The sequence below is a fragment of the Pseudoalteromonas sp. 0802 genome, from assembly GCF_013350085.1.
Lineage (GTDB): Bacteria > Pseudomonadota > Gammaproteobacteria > Enterobacterales > Alteromonadaceae > Pseudoalteromonas.
The window spans coordinates 729,660-756,116 of the sequence record NZ_JABVXE010000001.1; the positions used below are offsets into that span (position 1 = coordinate 729,660).

Below are 26,457 nucleotides of genomic sequence, written 5' to 3' on the forward strand. Positions count from 1 at the left end.
AATACTAGTATTGCCCACTTGGAAGAAAAGCGATGAACAATACTGAAATTCAAACAAAGTTATCTGCGGAACTTGCGCAGGTTAGACAACGTTTACTCGATATGCTGGCTAATTCTGATCAAGCTTATCATCAGCAACTGCTATCGCAACTCAAGGATAATCCCCCTTCAGACTGGTTAGAGCTGACAGCAAATAATCTCGGTTCTGAGTATCAAATATTGATTGCTCGAATAGAAAAGTTAGAAGCAGCACTATGCCAAATCGATATTGGGCAGTATGGCTATTGCTGTGATTGTGAAGAAAAAATTGATGACGAACGTTTACTTGCAGATCCTGCAAGCCAACGCTGTCGACGTTGCGCTCCATAGAGCGCAGCGCTGTACTAATTTATAAAAATAAAGCTCATCGCAGGATAAAGCACGATATCCTCAATTAACCAATCAGCTTGCTGCTGATCTACACCTAAACGCTTCATCAAGTTAACACGTGCTTGCTGTTCACTCCACGTGTGATAATGAATACCTAAGTCAGTTTCCATCATAACTTGCCAGAAGTATTGCTCGCCTTGTGTTAATTTACGCTTACTTTTGAGCGGGTCGAGATAATCAAGTTGCCAATCAAGGCCTGTGTGCTGATGATTTTCTACAAAATAATTCATTACTAATGGTTTAGCGTGAGAGTCTGATACAGGTAATACAAAATCTGCACTCTGCGATTGCTTTAACGAAGCCTGTATCTCACTTAACCAATTTAAAGGTGGCTTAGTTTCACCACTAAAGTAATTAAGTTTACTTTGATACCAATCTTTACCGTTTGCCAAACCAACTAAACCAAGTTTTGTACGCGGTTTATACTGAGTTAAATATTGATTAAGTTTGTTTAGTGCTGCTTGTACACTGTCATCGCTATTATCAAGGTACGATTTGACCATATTATGTAAAAGCGTTAATTCGATTTTATTTAATTTCAGATTGCTTTGCTCAGCTGCAATTAACTGTGTTTCAACTAACTCTAGCCAGTTAGCTAGTGCATTTTCTGAGTAGTCATCTAATGAACGAGCTTGGCTAATAACATCACGTTGTACAGGCCATACAAAGTAACGCTCAGGATAACGCTCAGCAATAATTAAATAATTTAATTGCGCCTGTTGTGACACATCTAACTTAGTCGCTTTTAGTCCTTGATAAGCTTGATGACGCGCTTGCAAATAACTTTCTGAGAAAGGCCAGCTAGCAGCTTCACTTTGCTGTTCTTGAGTCGATAATAAATTATTAATAGTTTGCAGCGCTTGCTGCCCTTCACTAAATGTTTTGAAACCTGATGTTTGCTCAGAGCAAGCTATCAGCATCACACTTGCGACAACTAATAATACGATCTGTCTTAGCATTTTAAAATTCCATAAAAAAAGCCCCAGAGGGGCTTTTTAGTTTAAAACAACATCAATTAGATTTTTACACCGTTACGAGCGGCTTTATCTTTGATGAAGGTTGACCAGCTCTTCGCGAAACGACGCGTGCGCGGATCATCCATTGCTTTAGTGATAGCGTTGTAAGCTTGCTTGTACTTCTCTTGGTAGTAGTAAGCTTCAGCTAAATCAGAGTAGATAGTTCCTTTTTTGTCAGAACCTAACTCTAATGCCTTGTTCAAACGAACAACGGCTGCACTATAGTTTTGCGATTGTAAAAGTAATGAACCAGCTTTGCGATAAAGCTCTGCATCGTCATCAAATTTAGCCGCTTCTTCATAGTATTTAGCTGCTTTTTCAATATCTTTAGAACGGTGGTAGTTAGATGCCACTGCACTGATATTTTGCTTGTTACGCTTAACTTTTTCTTCGTTGATTGCCTTTTCAAGCACGACTGCTGCTTTGTAAGGAATATCATTTAACGAATAGAAGTTAGAAAGTACTTTGTATTCAACTTCGTTTTCAAAATAGCCATTTTTATAGGCAACTTCCATGGTCGCAAGACCTTTCTTGAAGTCTTCGGTTTGTAGGTAGTATTTACCTAAACCAACCCAGGCTTTTTTGTCTTCAGGCCAAACACGAACAATCTCTTCAGCTACTTCTACCATGTTTTTGTACTGTTTAAGTTCAAAATAGGCAGCTAGCTTTAATTGGTAAGAAGCTTTAGCTGGTTCTTTTGCCAATTCGATTGCTTTGTCTGCAGCAGGAAGTACGTCTTTGTAAAGTTTTAACTCGTAGTTTGCTTGCGCAATACGTGTATAAACTTTGTCGTCTTCCTCACCTGTGAAGTCCATCCAAGATGCATAAGCTTCTTTTGCTTTTGCATATTGCTCAGTACCCGCGTACATATCACCTAGAAGTTTTAGGCCTTGCTCTTGGTCAGCAAAGTTTAAAACGTCAGGTTTAACTGCCGCTGAGATGTGCTTAATAGCCAATTGGTACTGCTCTTTTTGAGCGTACATTTGACCTAAGTAACGATCAACTGTTGCCTTATCGAAATCATCTGAAGGATCAATTTCTTTAAGTAGTGCAATCGCTTCATCAAGCTTATCTTCATTGTACAAGTCAAACGCTTTAATAACTTTCTTACCAACGCGCTCGCCCATAACTTTAGTTTTTGCTTTTTTACGCGCTTCAATCTTCGCGTAATCTGGCGCCGCTAAAGCAGGTGCAGTGAAAGCTACACCTGATAGAGACATAAGAAGCGCAAGTGCAGTTACTTTAGATAAATTTCTCATTACTCGCCTCCTTAGTTGCCTTGGTTAAGTTTAAAGTCTAATTGTACTTGAAGACCAAATTGCTTCTGTGGTTTACCATCGATGATTTTCGGACGGTACTTCCACTTACGTAGCGCACGTTTAGCTTCGCGGTCGAAGATACGTTTAGGATCTGCGTCGATCACTTCAACATCTTCTACACCACCCACTTCATTGATAGTAAATGAAAGTTGTACCCAACCTTCTTTACCATCACGCGCTGCTTGCGTAGGGTATTTTGGTTCAATACGAACGATAGGTGTCGCGTCACCATCACGTCCAAATGCACCTGGACCACTTAGGCCACCAGCTGTGCTACCCACATCGATGCTTGGCATATTAAATGACAAACCACCAGTGTTCGGGTTGCTGTTTTCCGGCTGAGGCGGCTGCGGCTTAGGCGGCTGCTTTGGCGGTGGCGGAGGCGGAGGCGGAACACGCTTCCTCTCCTGCACCTTAGATTCAGGCGGATTCGTCATAATTTCGACTACGATCTGTTCTTTTTGTTCAGTCGCACGGTCAGCTCCACCGGAGATGAGGTACGCCATGAAGTAGAACAAGCCGAAAGTAACTGCCCCACCTGCAATCAGTGAAAACAGAAAACGAATCATTACTGATCTCCAGCTATTGAAATTTTAAGGTTATCACCCGTCGCTTTGATCTGGTCCATAACTTTAACTACTACGCCGTGTTTTGCTTCTTTATCAGCTTGCAAAATTACAACTTCAGTAGGTTGTTCTGCTAATAAACTTTCAAGCTTAGCTGATACACGCTCAACGTCTACTTGTTGTTTATCAATCCAGATCGCACCGTCAGCGCGGATAGCAACAAAAATGTTTGCATTTTTTTGCTTCGTAGCTGCAGCTGCTTTAGGTTTATTGACTTCGATACCAGCCTCTTTAACGAACGATGTAGTTACGATAAAGAAAATAAGCATGATAAATACGATGTCAAGCATTGGCGTCATGTCAACCGCTGCTTCTTCTTCTTCACGAAAACGTTGTTTACGTGCCATATTTAATTCTCTCTCTAGTGATGAGGCATGCTATCTACAAGTTTAGCTTTCGCCATTCTCGCTCTCGCTTCAAGACGTGAGCTAAAGAATACTCCAGATAGTGCCGCAACCATTCCAGCCATTGTTGGGATTGTTGCCATTGAAATACCTGATGCCATTAAGCGTGCGTTACCAGTACCTTGAGTAGCCATGGTTTCGAAAACCGCGATCATACCCGTTACAGTACCTAATAAGCCGATTAAAGGACAAACAGCTACTAATGTCTTAATCAACAACATACGCTGATCTAATTTTTCAGACGCTTCAGAAATCCATGCTTCACGGATTCTGTGTGCGTACCAAGACGTAGTGTCTTGGCGGGCATCCCACTGAGCTACAATGTTCTTCGTCATACGAGGAAACTCAGCTAGTAGGAACCAATAGCGCTCAATCATTAAAACCCACATAAGAAAGAGTGCTATCGCGACCACGTATAATACCTGGCCGCCTGTGCCAACAAAATCCCTGATAGATTCCCAGATCTCCATCAGGACTAGCATTAGGCTTTCTCCTTCTCCGCGTGAGCAGCGATGATACCAGCGCTTTGCTCATCAAGGACATGTAGAACCGACTTACTACGACCCGCAACAATTGAGTGAAGTAGAATAAGTGGTAGAGCTGCAATTAGACCTAACGCTGTAGTAACAAGTGCTAGAGAGATATTACCAGCCATGATCTTCGGATCACCTGTACCGAACAATGTGATTGTTTGGAACGTAAGGATCATACCGATTACCGTACCTAGTAGACCTAGTAATGGAGCGATTGCTGCCAAGATCTTGATGATGTTGATACCAGCTTCGATGCGAGGCGTTTCACGTAGGATTGCTTCGTCAAGTTTAAGCTCAAGGTTTTCAACGTCTTGATTCTTGTTGTCAGCGTAAACCTTAAGAATACGACCCAGTGGGTTGTTTGTATTCGGAGTAGAAAGGTTTTTAAGCTGGCTCTTAATCTTAGTGCTAGTAAGCGCAAGATCAATGAAACGAACGATGAAGATAAGTAGACCAACAATTAATAGTAATGTGATGATGTAACCTACTTCAGCACCTTGCTCGTAGTATTCCATTAGTGATTTCTTCTGCGTGTTGATACGTAAGATCGCGCCACGAGTCGGGTCGATGTATACGCCAGCATAGTTATCTGCAGAAGTACCTTCTAAATCGCTGATACCAGCTAAGATGTAGCTATCAGGTTGCTTACCTAGAGGTTGAATCGCTTTAGTTTCTGGAGAGTAGATTAAATAACCGTCGTCAGTTACTAAGTTGAAGTTACCGATACGAGTTACTTTCTTCACAGAAGATGAACCGTCAAGACCTGCAACTTCAGTTTCGAAAGTTGAAACTTTAGCTGACTCAGTCATTTCAGTTTGAAGAGAAATCCAAAGCTCTTCTAGTTCACGAACAGTTGGAAGTTCTTTCGCAGCAGCTAGTGAGCGAAGTACTTCAGCACGTCCTGGTTTTTCAGCAGAAACAAGTGATGCTTCGATTGAACCGATTGCATCAGCAGCTGCACGACGTACAACACCGAACATCTCACCTAATGTACCTTGAGCGTTTAAAAGAGCTTGCTCTTTTTCAGCTAAAGTATTTTCGTTTTGAGCATATTCTTTAGCTAAACGGTCACCACGTGCTTTTTCAGCAGCTAGGTCGCTTTTAGCTTTGTTAAGTAACGCTTGCTTGTCAGCACGAGCTGAAAGGAACTCTTGTTCACGTTGCTTATTTAATTTGCCTTCAGAGATACGTTCTTGCTTAACTTGCTCAAGAATTTTGTCTAAAGCATCAGTGTTTGCGTGTGCATTAAGCGCGGTACCTGCAGAAACAGATAGTACTGCTGCAACAGCAAAACCTTTAAATAGTTTCTTCATTATTGATTACTCCGCGCCAAAGATTGGTAGTTTAACAAGTTCTAATGTCGCTTGTTTACGCGCCATACGGATAACTTCTTTAACAGGTTTTAGGTATTCTTCACCTAATTCTTTCCACTGTTTAGTGTTGTTATCCCACACCCACGCGTGCTTAAGGTCAAAAGACTGAGCTACGTAAGTGATACGACCTAAACGACCGAAGTCAACGTTGATGCTCTTACCATCGATCTCAAGAGTACCTTGAGAAGCAGTTACAGCTGAGCTGTATGCAGTTTCAACAGTGTAAGCTTCAAGAACTTGGCGGAATTTTTCAGATGTAGTAACTGATGCTGACGCCATGATGTCACGAAGTCTTTCAACACGTGCAAGACGGTTTTCAAGATTGAACGGAACGTCCGCTTTGATGAATTGCTCAAGCGTATCGATCATGCGATACATCAAAGGCACAACGTTTTGTTTCGTGTTATCGATAGTTGCGATTTGACGGTCAAACGATTCGATTGAAGCGTTTTGGTCAGCGACCAAACGTGCTACGTGATCGTTATAAACCTTCATTAGCTCAGTTTCGTCAACAATGCTACGGTACTCAGCGATTAGCTCTTGAGTTTGACCATATACATTGTCAATTTTAGTTTGAGACTTAACAGCAGCCTTTTGAATTTGTTGACCTGCATCTTGCACATCTTTCAAAGGATCTGCAATCACATTGCTGCTTGCAAATGCAAAAGCGCCAACCAACGCTGATGCTACAAGACTCTTTCTGATTTTAACAGACATAGTTCCCAACCAATTAAGTAATGTTACTTTTATAATTTAATTATCCTCCGAAGAGGACAACCCTGATATCTTTTAATAGATATCAACTCTCCAATAATGCTAAATGCTTCAGAGTCTGTCAACTTGATGTTCGGCTTTCATCGGAAAAATTTGGTGACTCGTCGTTGAGATGAAAATAACCAAAACAACGAATTAACAAAAATATAACAGAGGTATTCATGTGGTACTTCTATAGCCCTTTACTGGCGAACATTGCATTCATATTAGGTTCAACCTTAAACATAAATGTAACATTTTATGAAATCTGAAAGTGCTGAAGAAAAATGAAAAAAAAATTCACTTTGTTCATCTAAAAAATCTGTTTTGAAGAATTTTTATGCACTCACTACATCTAACCGCTCAAAAAGCAGCCAAATCAGACACTAAACACAAGAATGAGAGAGTTGAAATCTCTCACCGCTACGGGTGAGAGAGTTAAAATACGGCGCGGTCTTTAACTAGCTTAGCGAGTGAGATAATTGAATCAACTTCAAGTTTTTCAAATATTTTCGCTTTGTATGTACTTACCGTTTTATTACTGATGAAAAGTTTTTCACCAATATCTTTGTTTGATAAGCCTTGTAGTAGATAATTCATCACTGCGAGTTCACGTTCAGTGAGTAACTCGTCTATGTCTTTTTCAGACGCTATTAGGTGCTCTTGTGGAAAGAAAGTATAGCCGCGCAAAATCATTTCAACTGCAGAGGAGATATCTTCAAGGCTTTCGGCCTTGTTAACAAATCCTTGAGCACCTAGCTTTGCTGCAGTGCGAATAATGTGTTTGTCTTGCTTAGCAGATAAAAACAATACTTTGCCAGTAAAGCCACTACTGACTGCGCGCTTATATAAACTAAAGCCATCTGAGTCTTCTAACTCAATGTCTAAAATTGCCAGCGCTACATTATTACTTTTTAAAAACTGCAATGCTTCCTTTTGACTTCCAACAGCTTGTACTTCGTTAACTAATGTAGACTTAGCGAGTACCATTTTAATTGCTGTTGCCACCATCGGGTGGTCGTCTACCAAAAGTATATTGTTTCCTATGCTCATCGATTAGCAAACCTTCATTATATTTCATCAAACAAGTATAAGTTACTCAGCATTTATTCCACATGTGGATAATTTAAGTTTAGCGGGTTATTTCTAGATTGGTGAAAAATAACTATAAACTTTTTTAGCTGCTCACTTTCGAGTTCGATCAAAACTACAAACTAAACATAACGGGTGATGTCATGTTAAATAAATCCTATCGGTACAGCATATAATACTTTAGTTATGGAGAGTAGCTTTTAGGGCATAGAATGCGAAGTTCTAGCTTATTGGCTGATTAATTTAGTCTTAAACAATGCCTTTGGAGGAATATAAATTCGGTACAGTTTATGACTATTTATAGAGAGTTAAAACTTGGGGTTTAGCAGGAGATAAAATGAATTTTTGGTGAAACAGAAACTGTTTCACCAAAATGCTTAGGTTCGCATAATTAATTATGCTACTTCTACGTTCTCAGCTTCAGGGCCTTTTTGACCTTGTTTGATGCCGAAAGATACTTGCTGACCTTCGCTTAGAGTGCGGAAGCCTGTACCTGTGATAGCGCTGAAGTGTACGAATACATCAGGGCCATTTTCTTGTTCAATAAAACCGAAACCTTTAGCTTCGTTGAAGAACTTAACTTTACCAGTAACCGTGTTTGACATACCAAATTTTCCTGTAAGTCAATTATTAAAATTCAGCCATAATGGCTCTATCCTCCCTGAGTGAATGCCCAAAAAACTTGGGGTAAAGTACAGGAAGAACCAATAACCAAACCGGTAACCGTACAGCCGCACATTATCCGTAAATTCAATACGCAAAAACTCAAAGCAATTTAAGACTAACACATTAAATTGCTTTTAGCTCTATTAATCGAAAATAATTTTAAGGTCAACTGCCTAAACAAAAATATATGACAGTACTATTTATAAACAATTAATTATCAATGAAAAAAGCCCATCAAATAGATGGGCTTTTAATTCTCAATTTGTAGCTTGCTAAAACTTATTTAACTTGCCAATCCATTTGCGCCTCTGCTTTGATTGGCACTACTTCTGAATCACCTAGTTTATAGCTTGCTGGTACTGTCCAGCTCTCTTTTACCAATGTAATGGTATCTTGGTTTCGAGGCATACCGTAGAAGTCTGGGCCAAAGTGGCTCGCGAAACCTTCTAGCTTGTCTAAAGCACCTGCTTCTTCAAACGCTTCAGCATAAAGCTCAATAGCTGCGTGAGCAGTATAAGCCCCTGCACAACCACAGGCTGCTTCTTTTTTGTCTTTGTAATGTGGTGCAGAATCAGTACCTAAGAAGAACTTTTTGCTACCACTTGTTGCAGCACCAATTAACGCTTGCTGGTGAATGTTACGCTTTAGAATAGGTAAGCAGTAATAATGCGGGCGAATACCACCTGCTAGCATATGATTACGGTTATAAAGAAGGTGATGAGCAGTAATTGTTGCAGCAACATTCTCTGGTGCATTATTAACAAACTCTACTGCATCTTTCGTGGTGATGTGCTCAAGCACAATTTTAAGACTCGGGAAGTCATTTACCACGTCCGCTAGAATTGTTTCTATAAATACCTTCTCACGGTCAAAAATATCAATTGATGAATCGGTTACTTCACCATGTACTAACAGTAACATCCCTACTTCTTGCATTGCCTCAAGTACAGGGTAAATGTTTTTGATTGAGGTTACACCTGAATCTGAGTTGGTAGTCGCACCAGCCGGGTACAACTTAGCAGCAACAATTTTACCTGTTGCTTTAGCTTTTTTAATTTCTTCTGGTGTAGTTTTATCTGTTAGGTAAAGCACCATTAATGGTTCAAAGTTACCTTGTGGGCCCGCAGCTTTAATTCGCTCGTAGTAAGATAAAGCAGTGTCTGTGCAGGTTGCCGGTGGAACAAGGTTCGGCATGATGATCGCGCGCCCCATGTAACGGCTAGCATCACGAACGGTATCAACGAGTTGCTCGCCATCACGTAAATGAATGTGCCAATCATCTGGGCGTGTAATTGTTAGAGTTTGCATCGAATTTAAATCTGACATTGCTGGTTTCCACGGCTAAAGTTAGGGGGATAGCGTAAACATTGAGCAAATAACCTCGCTTATTTACCCAAGTTCATATTCAGGTGCCTAGTTTACACCAGTTCCAGTTTTTTTTGAAAATAACTTTGTGGATAGTTTGATAGTAGGTTAACGTAATAAATTAATACAACATTTCGGTTACCTTTTATTCTATGCCTAAGAGTTTAGACGCTGCTTTTGCACTTGAGGTCAAAACAGACCAACTACATATTATTAATCAGTTCTCATCCTCTGTGATGCAGTTAGACACGGTTGAAGAATTGTTAGAATATGTCACGTCAGAAGTGGTAAGCCGCCTAGGTTTTATAGAGTGTGTTATTTATCTAGCCGATGACAAAACTCGCACCCTCAAAGAAATGGCGTCTATTGGCACAGCAAGCAGCCACGATACTTACCATATCGATCGTACAGAAATCAGCTTTGATCAAGGTATTACGGGTTATGTCGCAAGCACTGGTAAACCGTTAATGATTGGCGATGTCAGTGAAGACCCACGTTATATCGCTGATTCTCGCCCTGCTCTTTCTGAGCTTTGCGTACCATTAGTTTACAAAGAAAAAGTACTGGGTGTCATTGACTGTGAGCACCCGCAAAAAGATTACTACAACGATGCGCATTTAGAGATTTTATCAACAGTGGCGCACCTATTAAGTGCCAAGATAAATCAAGTTCGTACTGTAGAAGACTTACAGCAAACCGTTATGCAGTTAAACGATGCGCAAAAGCTAGAACGCTCGATGCTGCAAATTGCTAACTTAACCTATCAATCAAGCGAGCTAGATAGCTTCTTTGAATCTTTACACGGCATTATTACCTCTTTACTGAGGGCTGATAACTTCTTCATTGGCCTGTATGATAAGCAGCTCGATGTGCTTGATTTGGTGTACATTATCGAAGAAGGCGTGCGTTCTAACGCGCATAAAAAAATATCAAAAGAACAATTAAAAGATACTGCATCTTATTACTTATTAAATATCGACCAGTCCTTACTTTTTACGAAAGAAGAATTTCAACAGCACATTGATGCGGGCCATTTTAAAATGGTTGGTCGCCAGGCCGAGTCTTGGCTAGGTGTGCCATTTAAAGTAAATGAGCGTATAAGCGGTGTCATTGCCGTACAAAGTTACAGTAAAAGCTATCACTATGACGAACATGATCGTGCCTTACTTACGTATGTGAGCCGCCAAATTAGCATGGCGATAGACCGTCAATTATCAAGACAAGAGCTTGAGCACCGCGCTCTTCACGACGAATTAACCGGCCTTGCCAATCGCTCATTGTTAATTGAACGCATCAAACATGCGATCCTTCGCCTAGCAAGAGCTGATAAGCGCAATCAACACGCCCTGCTCTATCTAGACTTTGACCGATTTAAGAGTATCAATGATTCATTAGGTCATGAGGTTGGTGACCACTTTTTGGTCAAAATCTGTGAGTTGATCTTAGGTACTATTCGCAATACGGATACTTTTGCCCGTTTAGGGGGCGATGAGTTTGCCATCTTTATGGAAAACATCACCGATAAACAACAAATTAATGATGCTCTAGAGCGTATTCAACAGGTACTATCAGAGCCTCTCAATATTGACGGCCACCTATTGCAAGCATCTACCAGTATAGGCGTTGCCTTTTGTGAAAGCAGTCGCGACCAAGCTTATAAGCTATTACAACATGCCGATGCAGCAATGTATGAAGCTAAGTCATCTGGCCGTGGTAAGGTTAAGTTTTTCAACAATACCATGCGTAAAAAACTTAAAAATCATGCGGATATAGAAAATGATTTACAGCATGGTATTGAGCACGACGATTTTGAGCTTTACTACCAGCCCATTTTTACCATTCAAGACACAAAAGTTGTTGGTTTTGAAGCACTTGTGCGCTGGCACCACCCAAGTAAAGGCTTTGTCTCGCCAAATGATTTTATTCCCGTTGCAGAAGACACAGGCCAAATTATTAATCTAGATTTACATTTGCTTGAGCTTGCTGCAAAGCAAATCGCAAAGTGGACGAGTGAAGGTAAAGCATTTGGCAGAATTACCGTGAATGTATCATCACGTCATTTTGCGAGCCTAGATTTTGTAGCGCAAATACATTCCTTATACAAACAATATAAATTGCCACTTGGCTCACTATGCTTAGAAATCACAGAGTCTGGCCTTATTGGTAATTTAGAGCTGGCTACAAAAATCATAAAAGGCCTTGAGCCTCTTGAAGTAAAACTGTGTTTAGATGACTTTGGTACTGGCTACTCTGCGCTTGGTTATTTACACCAATTACCTATCCATATTTTAAAAATCGATAAAAGCTTTATCGATCATTTAAATAAAGCGCATAACCCCTTGGTTGATGCCATTTTATCGTTAGCCCAATCGTTAAAGCTCGATGTTGTTGCTGAAGGGATTGAAACAGAAAAACAATTGGCAATCTTAAAGCAAACTCAATGTAAGTTTGGTCAAGGCTTCTTAAAAGCGAAACCCATGCCAGCCAGTGAAGCAGAAAAAGTCATCACTCACGGCCTATAATGCTAATATAAAAAAGCCTTGCAAATGCAAGGCTTAGTTTGTTTATACTTTACAAAAAGTTACAGCTCGCCGGGTGCAAAGTTATCAACGGCTATTGCTTGTTTACGTAGCTCATTGGCTTGATTCATACGCTCTGCTACCGTTTCATTAATTAAGTTTTTCTCTGCCGCTGCGGCAATTGCGCCCTCCAGTTCAAGGTTTTTAGCAATAGTGCCTTCTTTTTGCCATTTACGAAGCTGCTTAAAGTCTTCATGGGTATCAATCATGGCTAAAAAGGCATTTTCCATGACACCAGTCCCTGCATTTTCATCGACATAACAAAGGTGGGTTAATCTGTCTCTAAAGACCCCAGGTTTGCTCATGTGCTCACACATTGTTTGGGCTAACTCATCACTTGGACGGTGATAATGATTACCTAGTGGGAACACAATACGTTTCAGTAAGAAATTAATTACAGGATTAGAGAAGTTTTTAAAGAAGCCGTCGAATGCCTGACCAATGCAGAATAACGAATGCTCAACGGCATATTGCACAAATGGTAGGTCAGCTTGCTGACGCCCTTCATCTTCGTAGCGTTTCAGTACACATGAAGCAAGATACAAGTGGCTAAGCACATCACCTAAACGTGCCGAAATCATCTCTTTGCGTTTTAACTCACCACCTAATACTAGCATCGCAACATCAGTACAAAATGCTAAACCACGACTCATCCGGCTTAACTGTTTGTAGTAAACCGTGGTTGCGCCACATACAGGGGCTTTAGCGAAGTAACTGCGTGTTAAACCGTGCACAAATGCCATACCTGCATTACTGCCAGCAAATAAAATATGTTGCAGTAGTAATGAGTCAAATTCTTTTAAGGCAACATCATGGTCTTCCATTGCTGCTGCTTCCATTTCTTTTAAAACAAACGGATGACAGCGAGTAGCGCCTTGACCAAAGATCATCAAATTACGAGTAAGAATATTTGCACCTTCAACGGTAATCGATACCGGGATCCCCATATAGCCATGGGCTAAATAGTTATTTGGCCCGACTTGAATACCTTTACCAGAATGAATGTCCATAGCATCATTCATTACCGTACGGCCCATTTCAGTCATATGGTACTTAGCTATAGCGGTAACCACAGACGGACTCAATTTTAAGTCAATCGCCCCTGCGGTCATTAGCCTTGCTGATTCTAAGGTGTAAGTTAATCCACCAATACGTGCCAATGCCTCTTGGACACCCTCAAATTGGCCAATCGACACACCAAATTGTTGGCGTACGGTTGCATAGGCTGATGTCATTCTTGAAGCCAAATGGCCAGTTGCTGTACTAAGTGCCGGTAACGAAATACCGCGGCCCGCACTTAAACATTCAACTAACATACGCCAGCCTCGACCAGCGCCCTTTTCACCACCGATGATCCAATCAAGCGGAATAAACACATCTTTACCGTATGTTGTGCCATTCATAAATGCCATGTTTAACGGATAATGACGCTCACCTGTTTGTACACCTTCATGATCAGTTGGAATAAGCGCACACGTAATGCCAAGCTCTTTTTTATCTCCTAATAAGCCCTCAGGATCGTACATTTTAAATGCAAGACCCAGCACTGTGGCAATTGGCGCAAGGGTGATATAACGTTTTGACCAGTTAAGTTTTAAACCAATCACTTCTTCACCATTATGCATGCCCTTACAAACCACCCCTGTATCAGGAATACTGCCTGCATCAGAGCCTGCCTCTGGACCCGTTAATGCAAAACAAGGCACATCATCACCCTTAGCTAGGCTTGGTAACCAACGCTCTTGTTGCTCGGTAGTACCATAGTGAAGAAGTAATTCACCTGGACCTAAGCTATTGGGCACCATTACGGTGACCGCAGCGGTTAAGCTCTTAGTGGCAATTTTCGATACGATGGTTGAATTTGCAATCGCCGAAAACTCGCGACCACCAAATTTTTCAGGAATGATTAACGCAAAAAAACCTTCTTTTTTTAGGTAGTCCCACACTTCTTTTGGTAGGTCTTTATCTTTTTGCACAATTTGATAATCATCAAGCATGGCTAACAAGGTTTCGACTTGCTCGCCCATAAATGCGCGTTCTTTTTCGCTAAGTTCAGGTTTAGGAAAACGATGCAGTTTTTGCCAATCTGGGTTACCACTGAATAATTCACCATCCCACCAAACATCACCTGCTTCCATGGCTTCACGTTCTGTTTGCGATAACGGCGGCAAAACTTTTTTAAACATACTAAACGTAGGTCGTGTGACAAGATTGATGCGAATGTCTTTCACAGCAAAAATTACAATCACAGCAACCAGTAAAAGAATGATTACGGTCGTCATTGTGCAATCCTTTTATTTTAATTAACTGGTTCAAGTATGACTGATCATGCCATAAATACAACGTAAGCAGCTCTTACTTAGGTTGTTTTTACCGATGCAGTTTGTTGTTTACTAAGACACTGCTATTATGCATGGGCAATAAATAACAATAAACTTCTAGGGAACGTTATGAAAAAGACTCCATTTAAGCTCAGCATCAGCGCGCTTATGGTCGCAAGTGCACTAGCACTTACAGGCTGTAATGATGACGCTACGAGCAATAAAACAACGACTGCTGAAGTCAAAGCAAGCCAAGTAACAGCACAAGATGCCGCTAAATTTATCGCCGATACTGAAAAAGAATTAAGCGCGCTTTATTTAGAAGCAAGCCGTGCTGAGTGGATTTATGCCAACTTCATTACCCATGATACTGCGGAACTATCTGCTGAAGTAAATCGCAAGATGACCGAAGCCGTTGTTCGCCTTGCTAATGAAGCTGCAAAATTCGATAGTTTAGAGCTAGATTACGATGCGCGTCGTAAACTCGATAAACTTAAACTAGCGCTTACCTTACCTGCACCACAAGATGCTGAAAAAACAGCTAAGCTCTCACAATTAGTGGCTGAGCTAGGGGGTATTTATGGTAAAGGTAAATACTGTAAAGAAGATGGTAGCTGTTTAAGCCTTGGCGACATGACCGCTAAAATGGCAACGAGCCGTGATTACAATGAATTGCTTGATTTATGGCAAGGTTGGCGTCAAGTTTCAAAACCTATGCGCCCGCTTTATGAGCAACAAGTTGCCCTCACCAATGAAGGTGCAAAAGAGCTAGGTTATGCAGATACAGGTGCTATGTGGCGTAGTAAATACGACATGCCAGCCGATGATTTTGCAAAAGAACTCGACCGTATTTGGGGCCAAGTTAAACCGCTTTATGATTCATTACATTGTCATGTTCGTGCCAAGCTAGGTGAAAAATATGGCGAAGATAAAGTACCACAAGACCAGCCTATCCCTGCACACCTTTTGGGTAATATGTGGGCACAAACGTGGGGTAACATTTACGATGTTGTTGCACCAGAAAATGCCGATCCTGGTTATGACGTAACAGAACTATTAGCTGAGCACGATTACGACGAACTTAAAATGGTACGTGGCGCTGAGAAGTTCTTCACCTCAATGGGTTTTGCACCATTGCCAGATACCTTCTATGAACGCTCACTATTCACTAAACCACAAGATCGTGACGTACAGTGCCATGCGTCAGCTTGGAATATTGATAGCAAAGACGACCTACGTATTAAGATGTGTATTCAACGCACAGGTGAAGAATTCTCTGTTATTCACCATGAGTTAGGCCATAACTTCTATCAACGCGCGTACAACACGCAGCCTATTTATTATCAAGAAAGTGCGAACGATGGTTTCCACGAAGCGATTGGTGACACCATTGCTCTTTCTGTAACGCCAGGTTATTTAAAAGAAATTGGTTTATTAGATGAAGTGCCTGATGAATCAAAAGATATCGGCCTGTTAATGAAAATGGCATTAGACAAAGTAGCATTTATCCCATTTGGTTTATTAGTAGACCAATGGCGCTGGAAAGTTTTCTCAGGTGAAGTAACACCAGAGAACTACAACAAAGCGTGGTGGGAATTACGTGAAAAATACCAAGGTGTACAAGCGCCTATCGCACGTAGCGAAGCAGACTTCGATCCAGGTGCTAAGTATCACGTACCAGGCAACACGCCTTACACACGTTATTTCTTAGCGCACATTTTACAATTCGACTTCCACAGAAGTTTATGTGAAATTGCCGGTAACGAAGAAGCTATTCACCGTTGTTCTGTATACAACTCTGCTGAGGCAGGTGAAAAACTAAATGCTATGTTAGAAATGGGCTCAAGCCGCCCATGGCAAGAAGCTCTTGCTACTATCACTGGTAAAGAAGAAATGGATGCAACAGCAATCTTAGATTACTTTGCACCGTTACAAAAATACCTTGATGAGCAAAATGAAGGCCGCCAGTGCGGTTGGTAATGATAAAAACGAAAAAGCCCGCATAATGCGGGCTTTTTTATATCATCAAATTAATGATTAAAACTGTAAGCTTACGTTTGCAAAGTATGCATCGTAGTCTGAGTCATCCCAGTTGTTTGCATAACCTGCTTTTAAACCAACGTTTTTGTTAAAGAAGTGCTGTGCACCAAAGCTGTAGTCATCTTCTTTATTAAATGTTACAAATGCTGACGTTGCTTTAGAGAAGTAGTAGTTAGAACCTAGTTCCCAAGAGCTACCGCTATCGTCTGTATCTGAGATTGTACCTTCAATTGTTAGGTAGTTACCTTGTTGAAGATCCATGAAGTATTTTGCATTTACTGCACGGTAATCAAACTCATCGTCAGCTGTGAATGTGAAACCTAAGTAATCAGTGCTGTTAAGCTGGTGATTGTACTTAAGGTCGAACATTACAGTGTTATCGCCATCTTCTACGTCGATAAATGTCGCTTTAAGAAGAAGGTTAGGATTAAAGAAGTAACCTGCAGACACATTGAATAAATCAGTATCTGAACCGTAATCGTAGTTGCTGTAACCCGCACCAAATACAAAATCTTGTACGAAGTATTCACCACCGATGTTAGTTACATCACCAAAGTCATCATCTGCGTACGAACCAAACACGTTGGTTGTTCTGTTGATGTATTCAAACTGGTCGTATGGACCCATTGTTTTCTTTGGCGCGAAGTAATACGTTGAATCAACACTTATTGTGTCGTTGCCATCGGTGTCCATGTAACCTAAATGGCTGATTGATTGGTAACTATCCGCAGCAGTCGCGGCAGTTGACAGAAGCATACTCGAAATAATAACTGCTAACTTTTTCATAAACAGATTTCCCTATTAACATTGTTTCATTGCTGTTGAAAACTAGCCTGATGGCTAAGTTGGGCACATGCTAACGTGAGAAAACTGAATGGAAACTTAACTAAGCTTTTGTTTTTACTTGATTAATTGTAATAAAGTGTCGGCAAATGTAAAGAAAAAGTTGGCCGAAACTTGCGTCTCTAAACCAACTTTTAGTGAAAAAATAAAGCTTGTCAGTACCTTATAAAGCAAACTCGCTTATAATTCTATAAACCTCATTAATGTTATCTCCTGCTTTAAAGTCTTTACTGATTGGCGTTGGATCTGAACCAACCCAAATTTTTAGTTCAGCATCAAGGTCAAAATGCCCAGCACTCTCTTTACTAAACTTAGTAATTTTTGAGTAAGCAATACTCAGCATTTCAACTTTAGAGCCAGTAACACCTTGTTTATCAATAATAATTAATCTTTTATTGGTAAAGATGAACATATCACGAATGACTTTATAGGCTTTTTGTACTGTTTCACCATCAATCAAGGTATTAGCAAGCAGCTCTTCTAAATCATCATTATCGACTTCACTTGCGTTACCCATTAATCCGCTTAATAGACCCATAATTAGCTCTCCTTATGAAAAATTTGGTTTTCGAGTGTGTGACCATTTACCAGTTGACGATACTGCCAACCTTGTTGATAACAAAAGTGTAGAAGATTGATATCAAAAGGCTCAGCGGTTTTTTCAAACTCGATCACATATTCTTTTGCTTGGCTCATATAAACATGATGTACATGGGCAAGGCCAGCAAGCTTTGCTTCTACATCATCATATTGTTGATTTAACTGCAGTGTAATAAAGTGTTTATTATCCTGCGTGCTAGAACGGGCTTGATGCTCACTTAACACCCCTTTATCGAGGTGTAAAACCCCAGAGCATAATCGCTCAAGCTCAGTTAAGTCATGGGAGCTTAAGATAAATGTTGCTTCGTTACTTAAAGAACTTACCAGCTCTCTCACCTCACGAGCATGAATTGGATCCAGGCCTGCAGTTGCTTCATCAAGCATCACTATTTCAGGTGAACCAATTAATGCCTGTGCAATCGTCACTCGCTTACGCATACCATGAGAAAGGTCATCCGGTCGCTGCTTAGCCACTTCTGACAAACCAACCAGCTCTAAAACACGAGCCGTTTCTTTTTTACGAACCGCACCACTGAGCCCTTGTAATTGACCATAAAAGTTAAGTTGATGTGCAATACTAAAACGAGGATCAAGCTGAGCATCTTGCGGTAACGCGGTTAGCTTACCAAATAACGCCGCGCTGCCTGGGGTATGCCCCATTACCGATAGCTTTCCTGAGCTTGGTAAAATATAGCCACATAACAAACTGAATAACGTTGTTTTACCCGCACCATTAGGACCAACTAGCGCTACCGGTGCCCCTTTGTTTATCTCAAAGCTAACGTTATCGAGCGCTCGTTTAGCCCCGTAGTTTTTTGACAAGCCTTGTGCCTGAATTAAAACGGTCATAATGAGCTCCTCGCAAAAATTCGTTCACCAGCAAGCAGTAGCACTGCCGTTTGTAAAAGTGGTAAACCTAGAGCCAATGTAACACCTGCACGCTGACCTGCCATTAAATCAAGTTGATAGCCCGGAAATATGTAATTTAAAACCTCAAATGCAGGCCATTGCCATGTTAGTAAGCCAATAACAATATTACCGCCAGCAAAGAACAAAATAGCCAATACAAACGCAAGACGCGATGAACGGGCAAATGTATTCAAAAAGCTCATCAAAGCAATAAATGGCATAACCGCAACAAGCAAATAAAATAACAACATAAAGCTTCGCGATAAGCCAGAAAGCAGCAAACTTGGCTCACGATAACCGAGCATTGCAACGGTTGCCATCAAGGTAACAAATAACAATGCCGCTAAAATGAGTAGCTGCCCTAAAAAGCGACCAATAATAATTTCTGAACGAGTCGCTCTAAGTGATAAAAAGCGTAACGTACCTCGTTGTCTGTCGCCCACTGTTTGATCACTACATAAAAACAAACAAAAACTTGGGAAACTAAATAAGGCAATCAGCCAATACACAGCCAGTTCAGATTCAGGCCAATCAAGTAATTTACTGATGCCAATGGCGCCAAATGCTTGTCTAGCAAAGTCGGCAAAATCAGGTGAGCTAATCAAGGTCACAGATTGGGCAATGGGATAGCGTAAAATAAGTAGCCAACAAATGGCAAAAGCGGCAACCGCCAACAAACCACGTTTGGTCAGAAATAGTCGTACCAGCTCAAATTGGGCAATTTGTGCAAGACGTTTAGGATGTAACTGCGTCACTCATAATCCTTAATGAATTTTATTATTAGAATTACACTAAGTTGAAACAGCTTGAATTACCAGAAAAAAAAGACCCGACAAGCGGGTCTTATGTAACAAAGTATAAACTTTTAACCTAGAGGTGGCTTTCGTACACTGCAAGCGCTTGGTCAAGGTCGGCTAGTAAATCAGCCACATCTTCAAGACCAATGTGTAGCCTTATTACCGGGCCTTGCGACCAACCTGTTTCAGAGCGAAGCCCTTTCATACTCAGGTTTGCTGTGACTAAACTCTCATAACCACCCCAAGAAAAGCCCATTTTAAAATGGTGCAGGCTATCTAAAAACGCATCAATCGCTTGTTGATTACCTTGCTTCATTACAAATGAAAATAAGCCGTTACTGCCATCAAAGTCTCGTTTAAAGAACTCATGACCCGGGCACGTTGCAAAAGCAGGATGGCGAATATGATCAACCAATGGGTGTGTTTCAAGCCATTTAGCCACTTCGATGGCGGCTTGTTCATGCTGTTTTAAACGCACAGCCATAGTACGTAGACCACGTAGCGCTAAATAAGCATCATCAGCAGAGGTACATTGCCCTAGTAGGTATGAATTTTCTCTAAGGGTTGGCCAATATTTTTTATTGGCAACCGCCACCCCCATCATCACATCTGAGTGACCAACGATATATTTTGTTGCAGCTTGAATACTAATATCTACGCCATGCTCAAGCGGTCTAAAATGCAGGCCATTACCCCAGGTGTTATCTAGCATGGTCATTACACCACGCTCATTTGCCTTAGCAACCATGGCTGGCACATCTTGCACTTCCATGGTGATTGAGCCAGGTGATTCTAAAAACAATACGCGAGTGTTATCTTTAATAAGCTCACTAATCCCTGCACCAATTCCCGGCGGGTAATAAGTTGTTTCAATGCCTAATCCAGCCAGTATTTTGTCGCAAAAATCACGGGTCGGCTCGTAAGCGGTATCCACCATTAAAATATGATCGCCCGTTTTCACAAACGAGAGTAGCGCATTGCTTATTGCAGCCGCACCTGATGGATATAGCGCACAGCCTTCGCCGCCTTCTAGTTCTGCAATTGCTTCTTGCAGAGCAAAGTGTGTCGTCGTACCGCGACGGCCATAAAATAACGTTTTGTCGCCTCGTTTCTTCGCCGCTGCTTTTAAATCAGCCACTGAATCGAATACTACCGTTGATGCACGTTGCACCACAGGATTCACAACCCCTTGTGTGTACGCTTTTTTACGCCCTGCAGAGACGATTTGGGTATTTTTATTTGTATTTGTCATAATTTGTCCAAGCTGTGCTTTACAGGTTGCGCCAGTGCTCAACCAAAAATCGAGAAATAGAATCTTGTCGGGTTAGTTTAAGATGGCTGCCCTGCTCATGCCATTGGCCGAATTCATTAAGTTCAGCACGGCTAAACCATCTTGCATCGTCTAACTCGTCTTTATCTACCTGAATATCTTCTGAAACCGCTGAAGCCATAAAACCAAACATAATTGATGATGGAAATGGCCAAGGCTGTGAAGCGATATATTGAATATCTGTCACCGCAACACCAGCTTCTTCCATAACTTCGCGGGCAACGGCCTGCTCTAGTGTTTCACCTGGGTCAACAAAACCAGCAAGAGTTGAAAAAACACCTTCAGGCCAGCTTGCTTGACGGCCTAACAAGCAGCGCTCAACCCCATCTGAAAAGGTTTTAGTGACTATCATTATCACCGCAGGATCGGTTCGCGGAAAGGTTTGATGCTGGCAAGTTTGGTTCTCACATAATCGTGAATGCCCAGCTTCAACCATGTTATTTTCATGACCACAACGACCACAAAAACGGTGTGTTGCGTGCCAAAAACACAAGCCCCTTGCCAGTGCAGCAATCGAGCCTTGTTTTAGCTCAACTTGTGGGCCTAACTTGCGAATATCTACAAATTCAGCGTCATTAAGCATAGGCTCAATGAGTGAGTCTGGAACATGGCTGACATCTAAAGCAAAATGAGCCACATCATCGTCGTCTAAACCCAATAAAATGCTTTTTGATAAATCGAGATGATCCACTTGAGATAAGCGTAAATAACACACTTCAGGACTGTCTTTAACAAATAAACTTTGATTGTTATTGACCAATAACCAGCGACTCTGAGAATTCATTTGAGCCTTTAACCACTTTGGATCTTTACGACGATTTGATGCACGATCCAATGGCATTTGAGAGTAATTCAGCATGGCATTCCTTGAAAATAGTTTACTCGCTAAAACTACCATAAGCGGATGATAAACCCAATTTATTACAGGCATAAAAAAAGCCCAAACTGGGCTTTTTTATTCTCTCTCACAATTTTACAAGGTCGCTAGGTGCGCTTGTAGTTTTTGGTTCTCAGCTTCAATATGCTGATAGAACTCTAAATCTTCTAATTTACTTGCGGCAGCTTTATCAATGATGATCACCGCATCTTTATGAAGTTGCAGTGCTGAAGCTGGGCATTTAGCCATTAACGGGCCTTCTACCATGGCGTGAACGGCATCCGCTTTACTTGCACCGGTTGCTAAAAGCACTACTTTTTTGGCTTCTAAAATAGTGCCAATACCCATAGTAATTGATAAATGCGGTTGATACTCACCCTCAGCAAAAAATCGCGCATTGTCTTCAATTGTCGCTTTCGTCAGTGTTTTAACACGGGTGCGTGATGTCAAACCAGATGAAGGTTCGTTAAAACCAATATGACCATTACGGCCAATACCAAGTAGTTGTATGTCAACACCACCAGCCGCTGTGATTTTTTGCTCATATTCAGTACAAGCAACAAGCGGGTTTACTGCATCACCCGGCGGTACATGGGTGTTTTGTTTGTCGATATCAACATGGTTAAACAGCTGCTCATTCATAAAGTAACGGTAACTTTGTGGATGCTCGCCAGTTAAACCTAAGTATTCGTCTAAGTTAAATGTTGTCGCTTGGCTAAACGAAATCTCGCCAGCTTTATTTTTAGCAATCAGCTCTTGATATAAAGCAACCGGCGTTGAACCAGTTGCAAGGCCTAGTACTGATGCAGGTTTTTTTAATAGTTGTTTAGCAAAGATGTTAGCACCATACGCTGCAACTTGGGCTGCATCATCAAGAATCACTATTTGCATATCGATTAGCTCTAATTATAAGTTGGAAAAAAATGGGACCTAAAACCCAACCCCACGTGCAATCGAGCTGGGTTTTAGATCAAACCACTGCCAGGATACGATGCAGTAGCTATAACCATTATGACAACGCTGTCATTATCACTTCTAGTTTTAACTTTGTAAAGTAAAAGTGAATAAAAAATTACTCTTTCTGTTAGTGTTTAATAATTATCAAACACTAACAAAGATCTTACGGCGATACATCCAATGCAATACCAGCATTTGTACTGCTAATAACGCAATTACCGCTATCAGAGGTTGCCACACCTCTGGCACAGCTCGAACCACCCCACCAAATACGCTTTGGCTTACATAGCCCCAATTCACAAGACTTGACGCTAAATAAATAATAATCGAGTTTGCACCTATGATCACAAATGGATACGCAGCGCGTTGCCCCGGTAAAATATCAACCAGTGCATAAAAAACGGCGAGCAATATGGCACTCCAGCCAACGGTTACAAGCACAAATGAGCTGGTCCAAAGTTCTTTATTTACTGGGAACTGTAAATCCCATAACCAACCTAAACACACACTTACCACACCTGCGGCGAATAATAAGGCGGTCATTTTCCACTCGCCAATTTGCTGAGCTCGAGCCACTAATTGACCTGCAAACACACCCATTAATGCATTAACTATTGCTGGGATATTCGACAACACACCTTCTGGGTCTACCACACGGTTTTGATAACTAATCCCCGGCAGTAAGTGTGCATCAAACCATGCATTCCAACTCCCTGCCGCTGAAAGGTCACCAGCACTGCCACCCGGCACTGGAACAAAACAAAGTAGTAACCAATAACCCACTAAAATAGCCGCAGCGGTAATAATTTGTGTTCGTAAACTAGTATGCCAAACCAACATTGCACAGAAGAACCACGCAATAGCGATGCGGCCAAGCACACTGGCATAGCGAATTTCATCTAACGCCATCGGCATCCCTGTGCCCCAGCCGTGGTTATACAAAATACCTAATAAACACAATAGTAAAAGACGTTTACCCGCCTTGCGGTAATACACTTTTCGCTCATCAAACGGTAAATGGTCAATGCGTTTCGGGGCTAGCCCCATCGCCACACCCGATAAAAATATAAATAATGGGAAAATTAGATCGTAAAATGTGAAGCCATGCCAAACGCTGTGCACGGTGTGTGCTTCAAAAACTTTCCAGCCAGTCCAGCCTGTTAAAACGAAGAGCGCTGCGAATAGTGACTGTCCGCCTAATATCCAAAACATATCCATGCCGCGCAGTGCATCCAGTGATGCCAAACGTTTTCTTGTTGGTTGTGTTGTTGTCATTGTATTACCTTAAATAGAAAAAGCCCCGCGATACAACGGCGGGGTTTTTACCAGGGAAGCTTGTTATAGCGCTTTTCCAGCAATAAAGGTGGCTTGTACATTTTGCTGTTCGTCTAACACCACAAAGTCAGCGTCAAACCCGCTCAGTAAGCGACCTTTTTTATGTAAACCTAAATATTGTGCAGGATAAAGTGATGCCATACGTAAGCTCTCAGCAAGGCTAACATCCAATGTGTTCACTGTGTTGCGCACCGCACTTGCCATATCAAGCACGCTGCCTGCTAATTCACCGGTCGTTGAATTTAATCTATCGCCAGTACGAATAACTTTACGACCATCAAAGAAATCAAACTCCATGTCATCAGTCCCCACAGGTGGCATTGCATCTGTGACTAGCATAATTTTTCCACGCTGTTTGGTGCGAATTGCTAATTTTGCTGATGATGGGTGTACATGGTGACCATCAACAATTAAACCGCACCAGCTGTTATCATCCCAAAGTGCAGCACCCACAACACCCGGCTCTCGTGATGTAAATGCTGACATGGCATTGAATAAGTGGGTAAAACCATCAGCCCCTGCCGCAAGTGCTGCATTGGTGGTCGCAAAGTCTGCATTGGTGTGGCCAATACACACTTTTACACCACTCTCGACTAAGCGTGCGATATCATCAGCACTGACATTCTCAGGTGCTAAGGTAACCATTTTAATGCCTAGATCTTGGCGGGCATAAATCGCAAATTCTTGTTCTGTAATAGGGCGAATGAATTGCTCGCTGTGGGTGCCTTTTTTCCCTAATGAAAGGTGCGGGCCTTCGAAGTGAACACCCATTACGCCCGGAACACCTTCAGCAATTGCTTGTGCAGTGGCATCGGCCGCATTTACCATGACTTCGACTTGGTCAGTGATCAGGGTTGGCATAATCGCAGTTGAACCAAACTTACCATGTGCTTTGGCTATTCTATCTAAGCAATCTGGCGTTTGTTCAGCGTTAAAAAACGCCCCGCCACCGCCATTCACTTGTACATCAATAAAACCGGGGGCCACTAAACCCGTTAATGCAACGGCATTAGCATCTGCTTCAACACGCTTAAACACACCATTATCGACGCTAAAATACACGTCAGATAAAAATTCGTCACCGGTAAACAATGAACTTGCATGATAAATCGTCATTACAAACTTACCTCTTGGTTTTGTTCAAGCACAGATTGCTGAGCAAAATACACCGCGCCCATTTCTGGTGGTTGAATAGGAGATTCAACGCGTTTCGCAATATCCTCTGCAAGCCACTTATTTAATGGCTCAGCTAAGCCACCAATCATAGATAAACGTGGCGGGTTATTCTCTAATAAACGCTGAGCTAATTTACTAACGTAATCAGCACCCTCTTTAACAATCGAAACCGCAACTTTGTCATTGTTATTGGCTGCTTCAAATACATAGCGGGCTAATTTGGCAAAACTACTCGAAGGCTGACCAGACATTTTCTCAACAATCGCCATTGCATTGTCAGCTGCAAAATGCTCGGTGATCACGTTAGTCAGATTTGTTGATTCGCCTAGGCCATCAAGGTCTAACAAGGTCGCTTTTATTGCTTCAAGACCCATCCAGGCACCACTGCCTTTATCGCCTAGAGCAAAGCCATGACCGCCAAAGTTAGTTGTGCGACCATTTACACATGAAAAACCACATGAGCCAGTGCCTGTGATGATCACTGCACCATCACTCCCTTCGTGTGCGCCGATACAGGCTGTGTGTAAGTCGGTGGTGAGGAACATTTGTTTGAATGGATGCTCCCATTCCATAATCTTGTCGTACAAACTTGGTAGGTTTACACCTGCTAAACCTAAGCCGGCATAAAGCTGGTGAACGGTTTCAAGCGGTAAACCCGCATCACGAAGTGCTAATTGTGTTGAGACCATAATTGATTCGAGAGTACGTTCCAAACCATGTAATGGATTTGCAGGACCACCTAGGCCAGTTCCTAATACACCTTGTTTAACAGAGTAGATAGTTGCTCGACATTTCGTTCCGCCACCATCGATACCAATAAACAATTGGTCCTCATTCACACTCTTCGCCATCATTTAACGACCCCTAGCCTTCGTTTAGTTTTTGTCTAAATCGCATTATTTTTCTTATCAGAATGCGAAATCATCTCAACCTTTGTTGATTTAATGTTACACAACAAATGACAGCGTTGTCATTATATTTTTTATAAAAATTCGTATAACTTTCATATTTATTTTTAATTTATTGAATTAAAACGCTTTATTTAACAGACAAGAAAATTAGAAACCACATCAACAATGTCCTATAACACCTTTATTTATGCTTTTTTGCATAATTTA

General features: G+C 41.5%; 24 protein-coding genes. 3 read left to right on the plus strand and 21 right to left on the minus strand.

Translation table 11 applies throughout. The annotated features are described in order from the left end of the window. Window positions 1–32: 32 nt before the first annotated feature. Window positions 33–368: a TraR/DksA C4-type zinc finger protein gene (locus HUS61_RS03335; protein ID WP_054561739.1), complete on the plus strand. Its 336-nt coding sequence runs from the start codon at window positions 33–35 to the stop codon at window positions 366–368. Between the two features lie 14 nt (window positions 369–382). Here the strand turns inward: HUS61_RS03335 and HUS61_RS03340 are convergent, their stop codons facing one another. The 10 genes from HUS61_RS03340 to pyrC all read right to left on the minus strand — a co-directional run bounded on the left by HUS61_RS03340 (window position 383) and on the right by pyrC (window position 9,536). Further along, window positions 383–1,387: a hypothetical protein gene (locus tag HUS61_RS03340; protein ID WP_175082175.1), complete on the minus strand. Its 1,005-nt coding sequence runs from the start codon at window positions 1,385–1,387 to the stop codon at window positions 383–385. Window positions 1,388–1,443: 56 nt separating this feature from the next. After that, window positions 1,444–2,703 (minus strand): tetratricopeptide repeat protein, encoded by a 1,260-nt coding sequence (locus HUS61_RS03345; protein WP_175079071.1) that lies wholly within the window; start codon window positions 2,701–2,703, stop codon window positions 1,444–1,446. Window positions 2,704–2,714: 11 nt separating this feature from the next. Further along, the gene (locus HUS61_RS03350) at window positions 2,715–3,332 is read right to left on the minus strand and encodes an energy transducer TonB (RefSeq protein WP_054551556.1); all 618 of its coding nucleotides are present in this window, start codon (window positions 3,330–3,332) and stop codon (window positions 2,715–2,717) included. After that, complete coding sequence (locus tag HUS61_RS03355) at window positions 3,332–3,736, minus strand: biopolymer transporter ExbD (RefSeq protein WP_054551557.1); 405 nt, start codon at window positions 3,734–3,736, stop codon at window positions 3,332–3,334. The genes HUS61_RS03350 and HUS61_RS03355 overlap by 1 nt, the downstream gene beginning before the upstream one ends. Window positions 3,737–3,750: 14 nt before the next feature. Continuing rightward, window positions 3,751–4,275, minus strand: coding sequence for a MotA/TolQ/ExbB proton channel family protein (locus tag HUS61_RS03360; protein ID WP_054551558.1), 525 nt, complete (start codon window positions 4,273–4,275; stop codon window positions 3,751–3,753). After that, a complete protein-coding gene (locus HUS61_RS03365; protein ID WP_054561743.1) occupies window positions 4,275–5,639 on the minus strand; it encodes a MotA/TolQ/ExbB proton channel family protein in 1,365 nt (454 codons plus the stop codon). Before HUS61_RS03365 ends, HUS61_RS03360 begins: the two co-directional genes overlap by 1 nt. Window positions 5,640–5,645: 6 nt before the next feature. Beyond that, window positions 5,646–6,416, minus strand: coding sequence for a DUF3450 domain-containing protein (locus tag HUS61_RS03370; RefSeq protein ID WP_062564205.1), 771 nt, complete (start codon window positions 6,414–6,416; stop codon window positions 5,646–5,648). A gap of 474 nt (window positions 6,417–6,890) precedes the next feature. Beyond that, a complete protein-coding gene (locus HUS61_RS03375; protein WP_063705929.1) occupies window positions 6,891–7,505 on the minus strand; it encodes a response regulator transcription factor in 615 nt (204 codons plus the stop codon). Window positions 7,506–7,939: 434 nt separating this feature from the next. Then, window positions 7,940–8,149 (minus strand): cold-shock protein, encoded by a 210-nt coding sequence (locus HUS61_RS03380; protein WP_036967526.1) that lies wholly within the window; start codon window positions 8,147–8,149, stop codon window positions 7,940–7,942. A 340-nt stretch (window positions 8,150–8,489) separates the two neighbouring features. Beyond that, window positions 8,490–9,536: a dihydroorotase gene (pyrC, locus tag HUS61_RS03385; RefSeq protein ID WP_175082174.1), complete on the minus strand. Its 1,047-nt coding sequence runs from the start codon at window positions 9,534–9,536 to the stop codon at window positions 8,490–8,492. A gap of 191 nt (window positions 9,537–9,727) precedes the next feature. On the opposite strand from pyrC, the gene HUS61_RS03390 reads away from it, so the two are divergent. Then, window positions 9,728–12,097, plus strand: a complete 2,370-nt coding sequence (locus HUS61_RS03390) for an EAL domain-containing protein (RefSeq protein ID WP_175082173.1) — start codon at window positions 9,728–9,730, stop codon at window positions 12,095–12,097. 59 nt (window positions 12,098–12,156) lie between these two features. Here the strand turns inward: HUS61_RS03390 and HUS61_RS03395 are convergent, their stop codons facing one another. Further along, entirely contained in the window at window positions 12,157–14,436 is a 2,280-nt protein-coding gene (locus tag HUS61_RS03395; RefSeq protein ID WP_130167080.1) for an acyl-CoA dehydrogenase, read from the minus strand. A 168-nt stretch (window positions 14,437–14,604) separates the two neighbouring features. Here HUS61_RS03395 and HUS61_RS03400 point away from each other — a divergent pair, with 168 nt between their 5' ends. Continuing rightward, window positions 14,605–16,455 (plus strand): M2 family metallopeptidase, encoded by a 1,851-nt coding sequence (locus tag HUS61_RS03400; protein ID WP_175082172.1) that lies wholly within the window; start codon window positions 14,605–14,607, stop codon window positions 16,453–16,455. 57 nt (window positions 16,456–16,512) lie between these two features. On the opposite strand, the gene HUS61_RS03405 is transcribed toward HUS61_RS03400, so the two are convergent. The 10 genes from HUS61_RS03405 to nagK all read right to left on the minus strand — a co-directional run bounded on the left by HUS61_RS03405 (window position 16,513) and on the right by nagK (window position 26,193). Then, entirely contained in the window at window positions 16,513–17,301 is a 789-nt protein-coding gene (locus HUS61_RS03405) for a putative porin (RefSeq protein WP_175082171.1), read from the minus strand. Between the two features lie 220 nt (window positions 17,302–17,521). After that, a complete protein-coding gene (locus HUS61_RS03410) occupies window positions 17,522–17,896 on the minus strand; it encodes a PH domain-containing protein (RefSeq protein WP_054561750.1) in 375 nt (124 codons plus the stop codon). Window positions 17,897–17,898: 2 nt separating this feature from the next. After that, the gene (locus tag HUS61_RS03415; protein ID WP_058585256.1) at window positions 17,899–18,807 is read right to left on the minus strand and encodes an ABC transporter ATP-binding protein; all 909 of its coding nucleotides are present in this window, start codon (window positions 18,805–18,807) and stop codon (window positions 17,899–17,901) included. Continuing rightward, window positions 18,804–19,622, minus strand: a complete 819-nt coding sequence (locus HUS61_RS03420) for an ABC transporter permease (protein ID WP_063705939.1) — start codon at window positions 19,620–19,622, stop codon at window positions 18,804–18,806. The genes HUS61_RS03415 and HUS61_RS03420 overlap by 4 nt, the downstream gene beginning before the upstream one ends. 115 nt (window positions 19,623–19,737) lie before the next feature. Beyond that, complete coding sequence (locus tag HUS61_RS03425) at window positions 19,738–20,916, minus strand: cystathionine beta-lyase (RefSeq protein ID WP_175082170.1); 1,179 nt, start codon at window positions 20,914–20,916, stop codon at window positions 19,738–19,740. Window positions 20,917–20,935: 19 nt separating this feature from the next. Then, window positions 20,936–21,853, minus strand: coding sequence for an NAD(+) diphosphatase (nudC, locus tag HUS61_RS03430; protein WP_175082169.1), 918 nt, complete (start codon window positions 21,851–21,853; stop codon window positions 20,936–20,938). A gap of 114 nt (window positions 21,854–21,967) precedes the next feature. Continuing rightward, window positions 21,968–22,762 (minus strand): glucosamine-6-phosphate deaminase, encoded by a 795-nt coding sequence (nagB, locus tag HUS61_RS03435; protein ID WP_138558935.1) that lies wholly within the window; start codon window positions 22,760–22,762, stop codon window positions 21,968–21,970. 210 nt (window positions 22,763–22,972) lie between these two features. Beyond that, the gene (gene nagX, locus HUS61_RS03440) at window positions 22,973–24,103 is read right to left on the minus strand and encodes a transmembrane glucosamine N-acetyltransferase NagX (RefSeq protein WP_175082168.1); all 1,131 of its coding nucleotides are present in this window, start codon (window positions 24,101–24,103) and stop codon (window positions 22,973–22,975) included. 63 nt (window positions 24,104–24,166) lie between these two features. Continuing rightward, window positions 24,167–25,279 (minus strand): N-acetylglucosamine-6-phosphate deacetylase, encoded by a 1,113-nt coding sequence (gene nagA, locus HUS61_RS03445; protein ID WP_175082167.1) that lies wholly within the window; start codon window positions 25,277–25,279, stop codon window positions 24,167–24,169. Then, window positions 25,279–26,193 (minus strand): N-acetylglucosamine kinase, encoded by a 915-nt coding sequence (gene nagK / locus HUS61_RS03450; RefSeq protein WP_175079057.1) that lies wholly within the window; start codon window positions 26,191–26,193, stop codon window positions 25,279–25,281. Before nagK ends, nagA begins: the two co-directional genes overlap by 1 nt. Between the last annotated feature and the right edge of the window lie 264 nt (window positions 26,194–26,457).

Bases quoted from the DNA above. Each gene is read 5' to 3' on its own strand.
- HUS61_RS03335 (WP_054561739.1), top strand. From the start codon at position 33: ATGAACAATACTGAAATTCAAACAAAGTTATCTGCGGAACTTGCGCAG.
- HUS61_RS03340 (WP_175082175.1), bottom strand. From the start codon at position 1,387: ATGCTAAGACAGATCGTATTATTAGTTGTCGCAAGTGTGATGCTGATA.
- HUS61_RS03345 (WP_175079071.1), bottom strand. From the start codon at position 2,703: ATGAGAAATTTATCTAAAGTAACTGCACTTGCGCTTCTTATGTCTCTA.
- HUS61_RS03350 (WP_054551556.1), bottom strand. From the start codon at position 3,332: ATGATTCGTTTTCTGTTTTCACTGATTGCAGGTGGGGCAGTTACTTTC.
- HUS61_RS03355 (WP_054551557.1), bottom strand. From the start codon at position 3,736: ATGGCACGTAAACAACGTTTTCGTGAAGAAGAAGAAGCAGCGGTTGAC.
- HUS61_RS03360 (WP_054551558.1), bottom strand. From the start codon at position 4,275: ATGCTAGTCCTGATGGAGATCTGGGAATCTATCAGGGATTTTGTTGGC.
- HUS61_RS03365 (WP_054561743.1), bottom strand. From the start codon at position 5,639: ATGAAGAAACTATTTAAAGGTTTTGCTGTTGCAGCAGTACTATCTGTT.
- HUS61_RS03370 (WP_062564205.1), bottom strand. From the start codon at position 6,416: ATGTCTGTTAAAATCAGAAAGAGTCTTGTAGCATCAGCGTTGGTTGGC.
- HUS61_RS03375 (WP_063705929.1), bottom strand. From the start codon at position 7,505: ATGAGCATAGGAAACAATATACTTTTGGTAGACGACCACCCGATGGTG.
- HUS61_RS03380 (WP_036967526.1), bottom strand. From the start codon at position 8,149: ATGTCAAACACGGTTACTGGTAAAGTTAAGTTCTTCAACGAAGCTAAA.
- pyrC (WP_175082174.1), bottom strand. From the start codon at position 9,536: ATGTCAGATTTAAATTCGATGCAAACTCTAACAATTACACGCCCAGAT.
- HUS61_RS03390 (WP_175082173.1), top strand. From the start codon at position 9,728: ATGCCTAAGAGTTTAGACGCTGCTTTTGCACTTGAGGTCAAAACAGAC.
- HUS61_RS03395 (WP_130167080.1), bottom strand. From the start codon at position 14,436: ATGACGACCGTAATCATTCTTTTACTGGTTGCTGTGATTGTAATTTTT.
- HUS61_RS03400 (WP_175082172.1), top strand. From the start codon at position 14,605: ATGAAAAAGACTCCATTTAAGCTCAGCATCAGCGCGCTTATGGTCGCA.
- HUS61_RS03405 (WP_175082171.1), bottom strand. From the start codon at position 17,301: ATGAAAAAGTTAGCAGTTATTATTTCGAGTATGCTTCTGTCAACTGCC.
- HUS61_RS03410 (WP_054561750.1), bottom strand. From the start codon at position 17,896: ATGGGTCTATTAAGCGGATTAATGGGTAACGCAAGTGAAGTCGATAAT.
- HUS61_RS03415 (WP_058585256.1), bottom strand. From the start codon at position 18,807: ATGACCGTTTTAATTCAGGCACAAGGCTTGTCAAAAAACTACGGGGCT.
- HUS61_RS03425 (WP_175082170.1), bottom strand. From the start codon at position 20,916: ATGACAAATACAAATAAAAATACCCAAATCGTCTCTGCAGGGCGTAAA.
- nudC (WP_175082169.1), bottom strand. From the start codon at position 21,853: ATGCTGAATTACTCTCAAATGCCATTGGATCGTGCATCAAATCGTCGT.
- nagB (WP_138558935.1), bottom strand. From the start codon at position 22,762: ATGCAAATAGTGATTCTTGATGATGCAGCCCAAGTTGCAGCGTATGGT.
- nagX (WP_175082168.1), bottom strand. From the start codon at position 24,103: ATGACAACAACACAACCAACAAGAAAACGTTTGGCATCACTGGATGCA.
- nagA (WP_175082167.1), bottom strand. From the start codon at position 25,279: ATGACGATTTATCATGCAAGTTCATTGTTTACCGGTGACGAATTTTTA.
- nagK (WP_175079057.1), bottom strand. From the start codon at position 26,193: ATGATGGCGAAGAGTGTGAATGAGGACCAATTGTTTATTGGTATCGAT.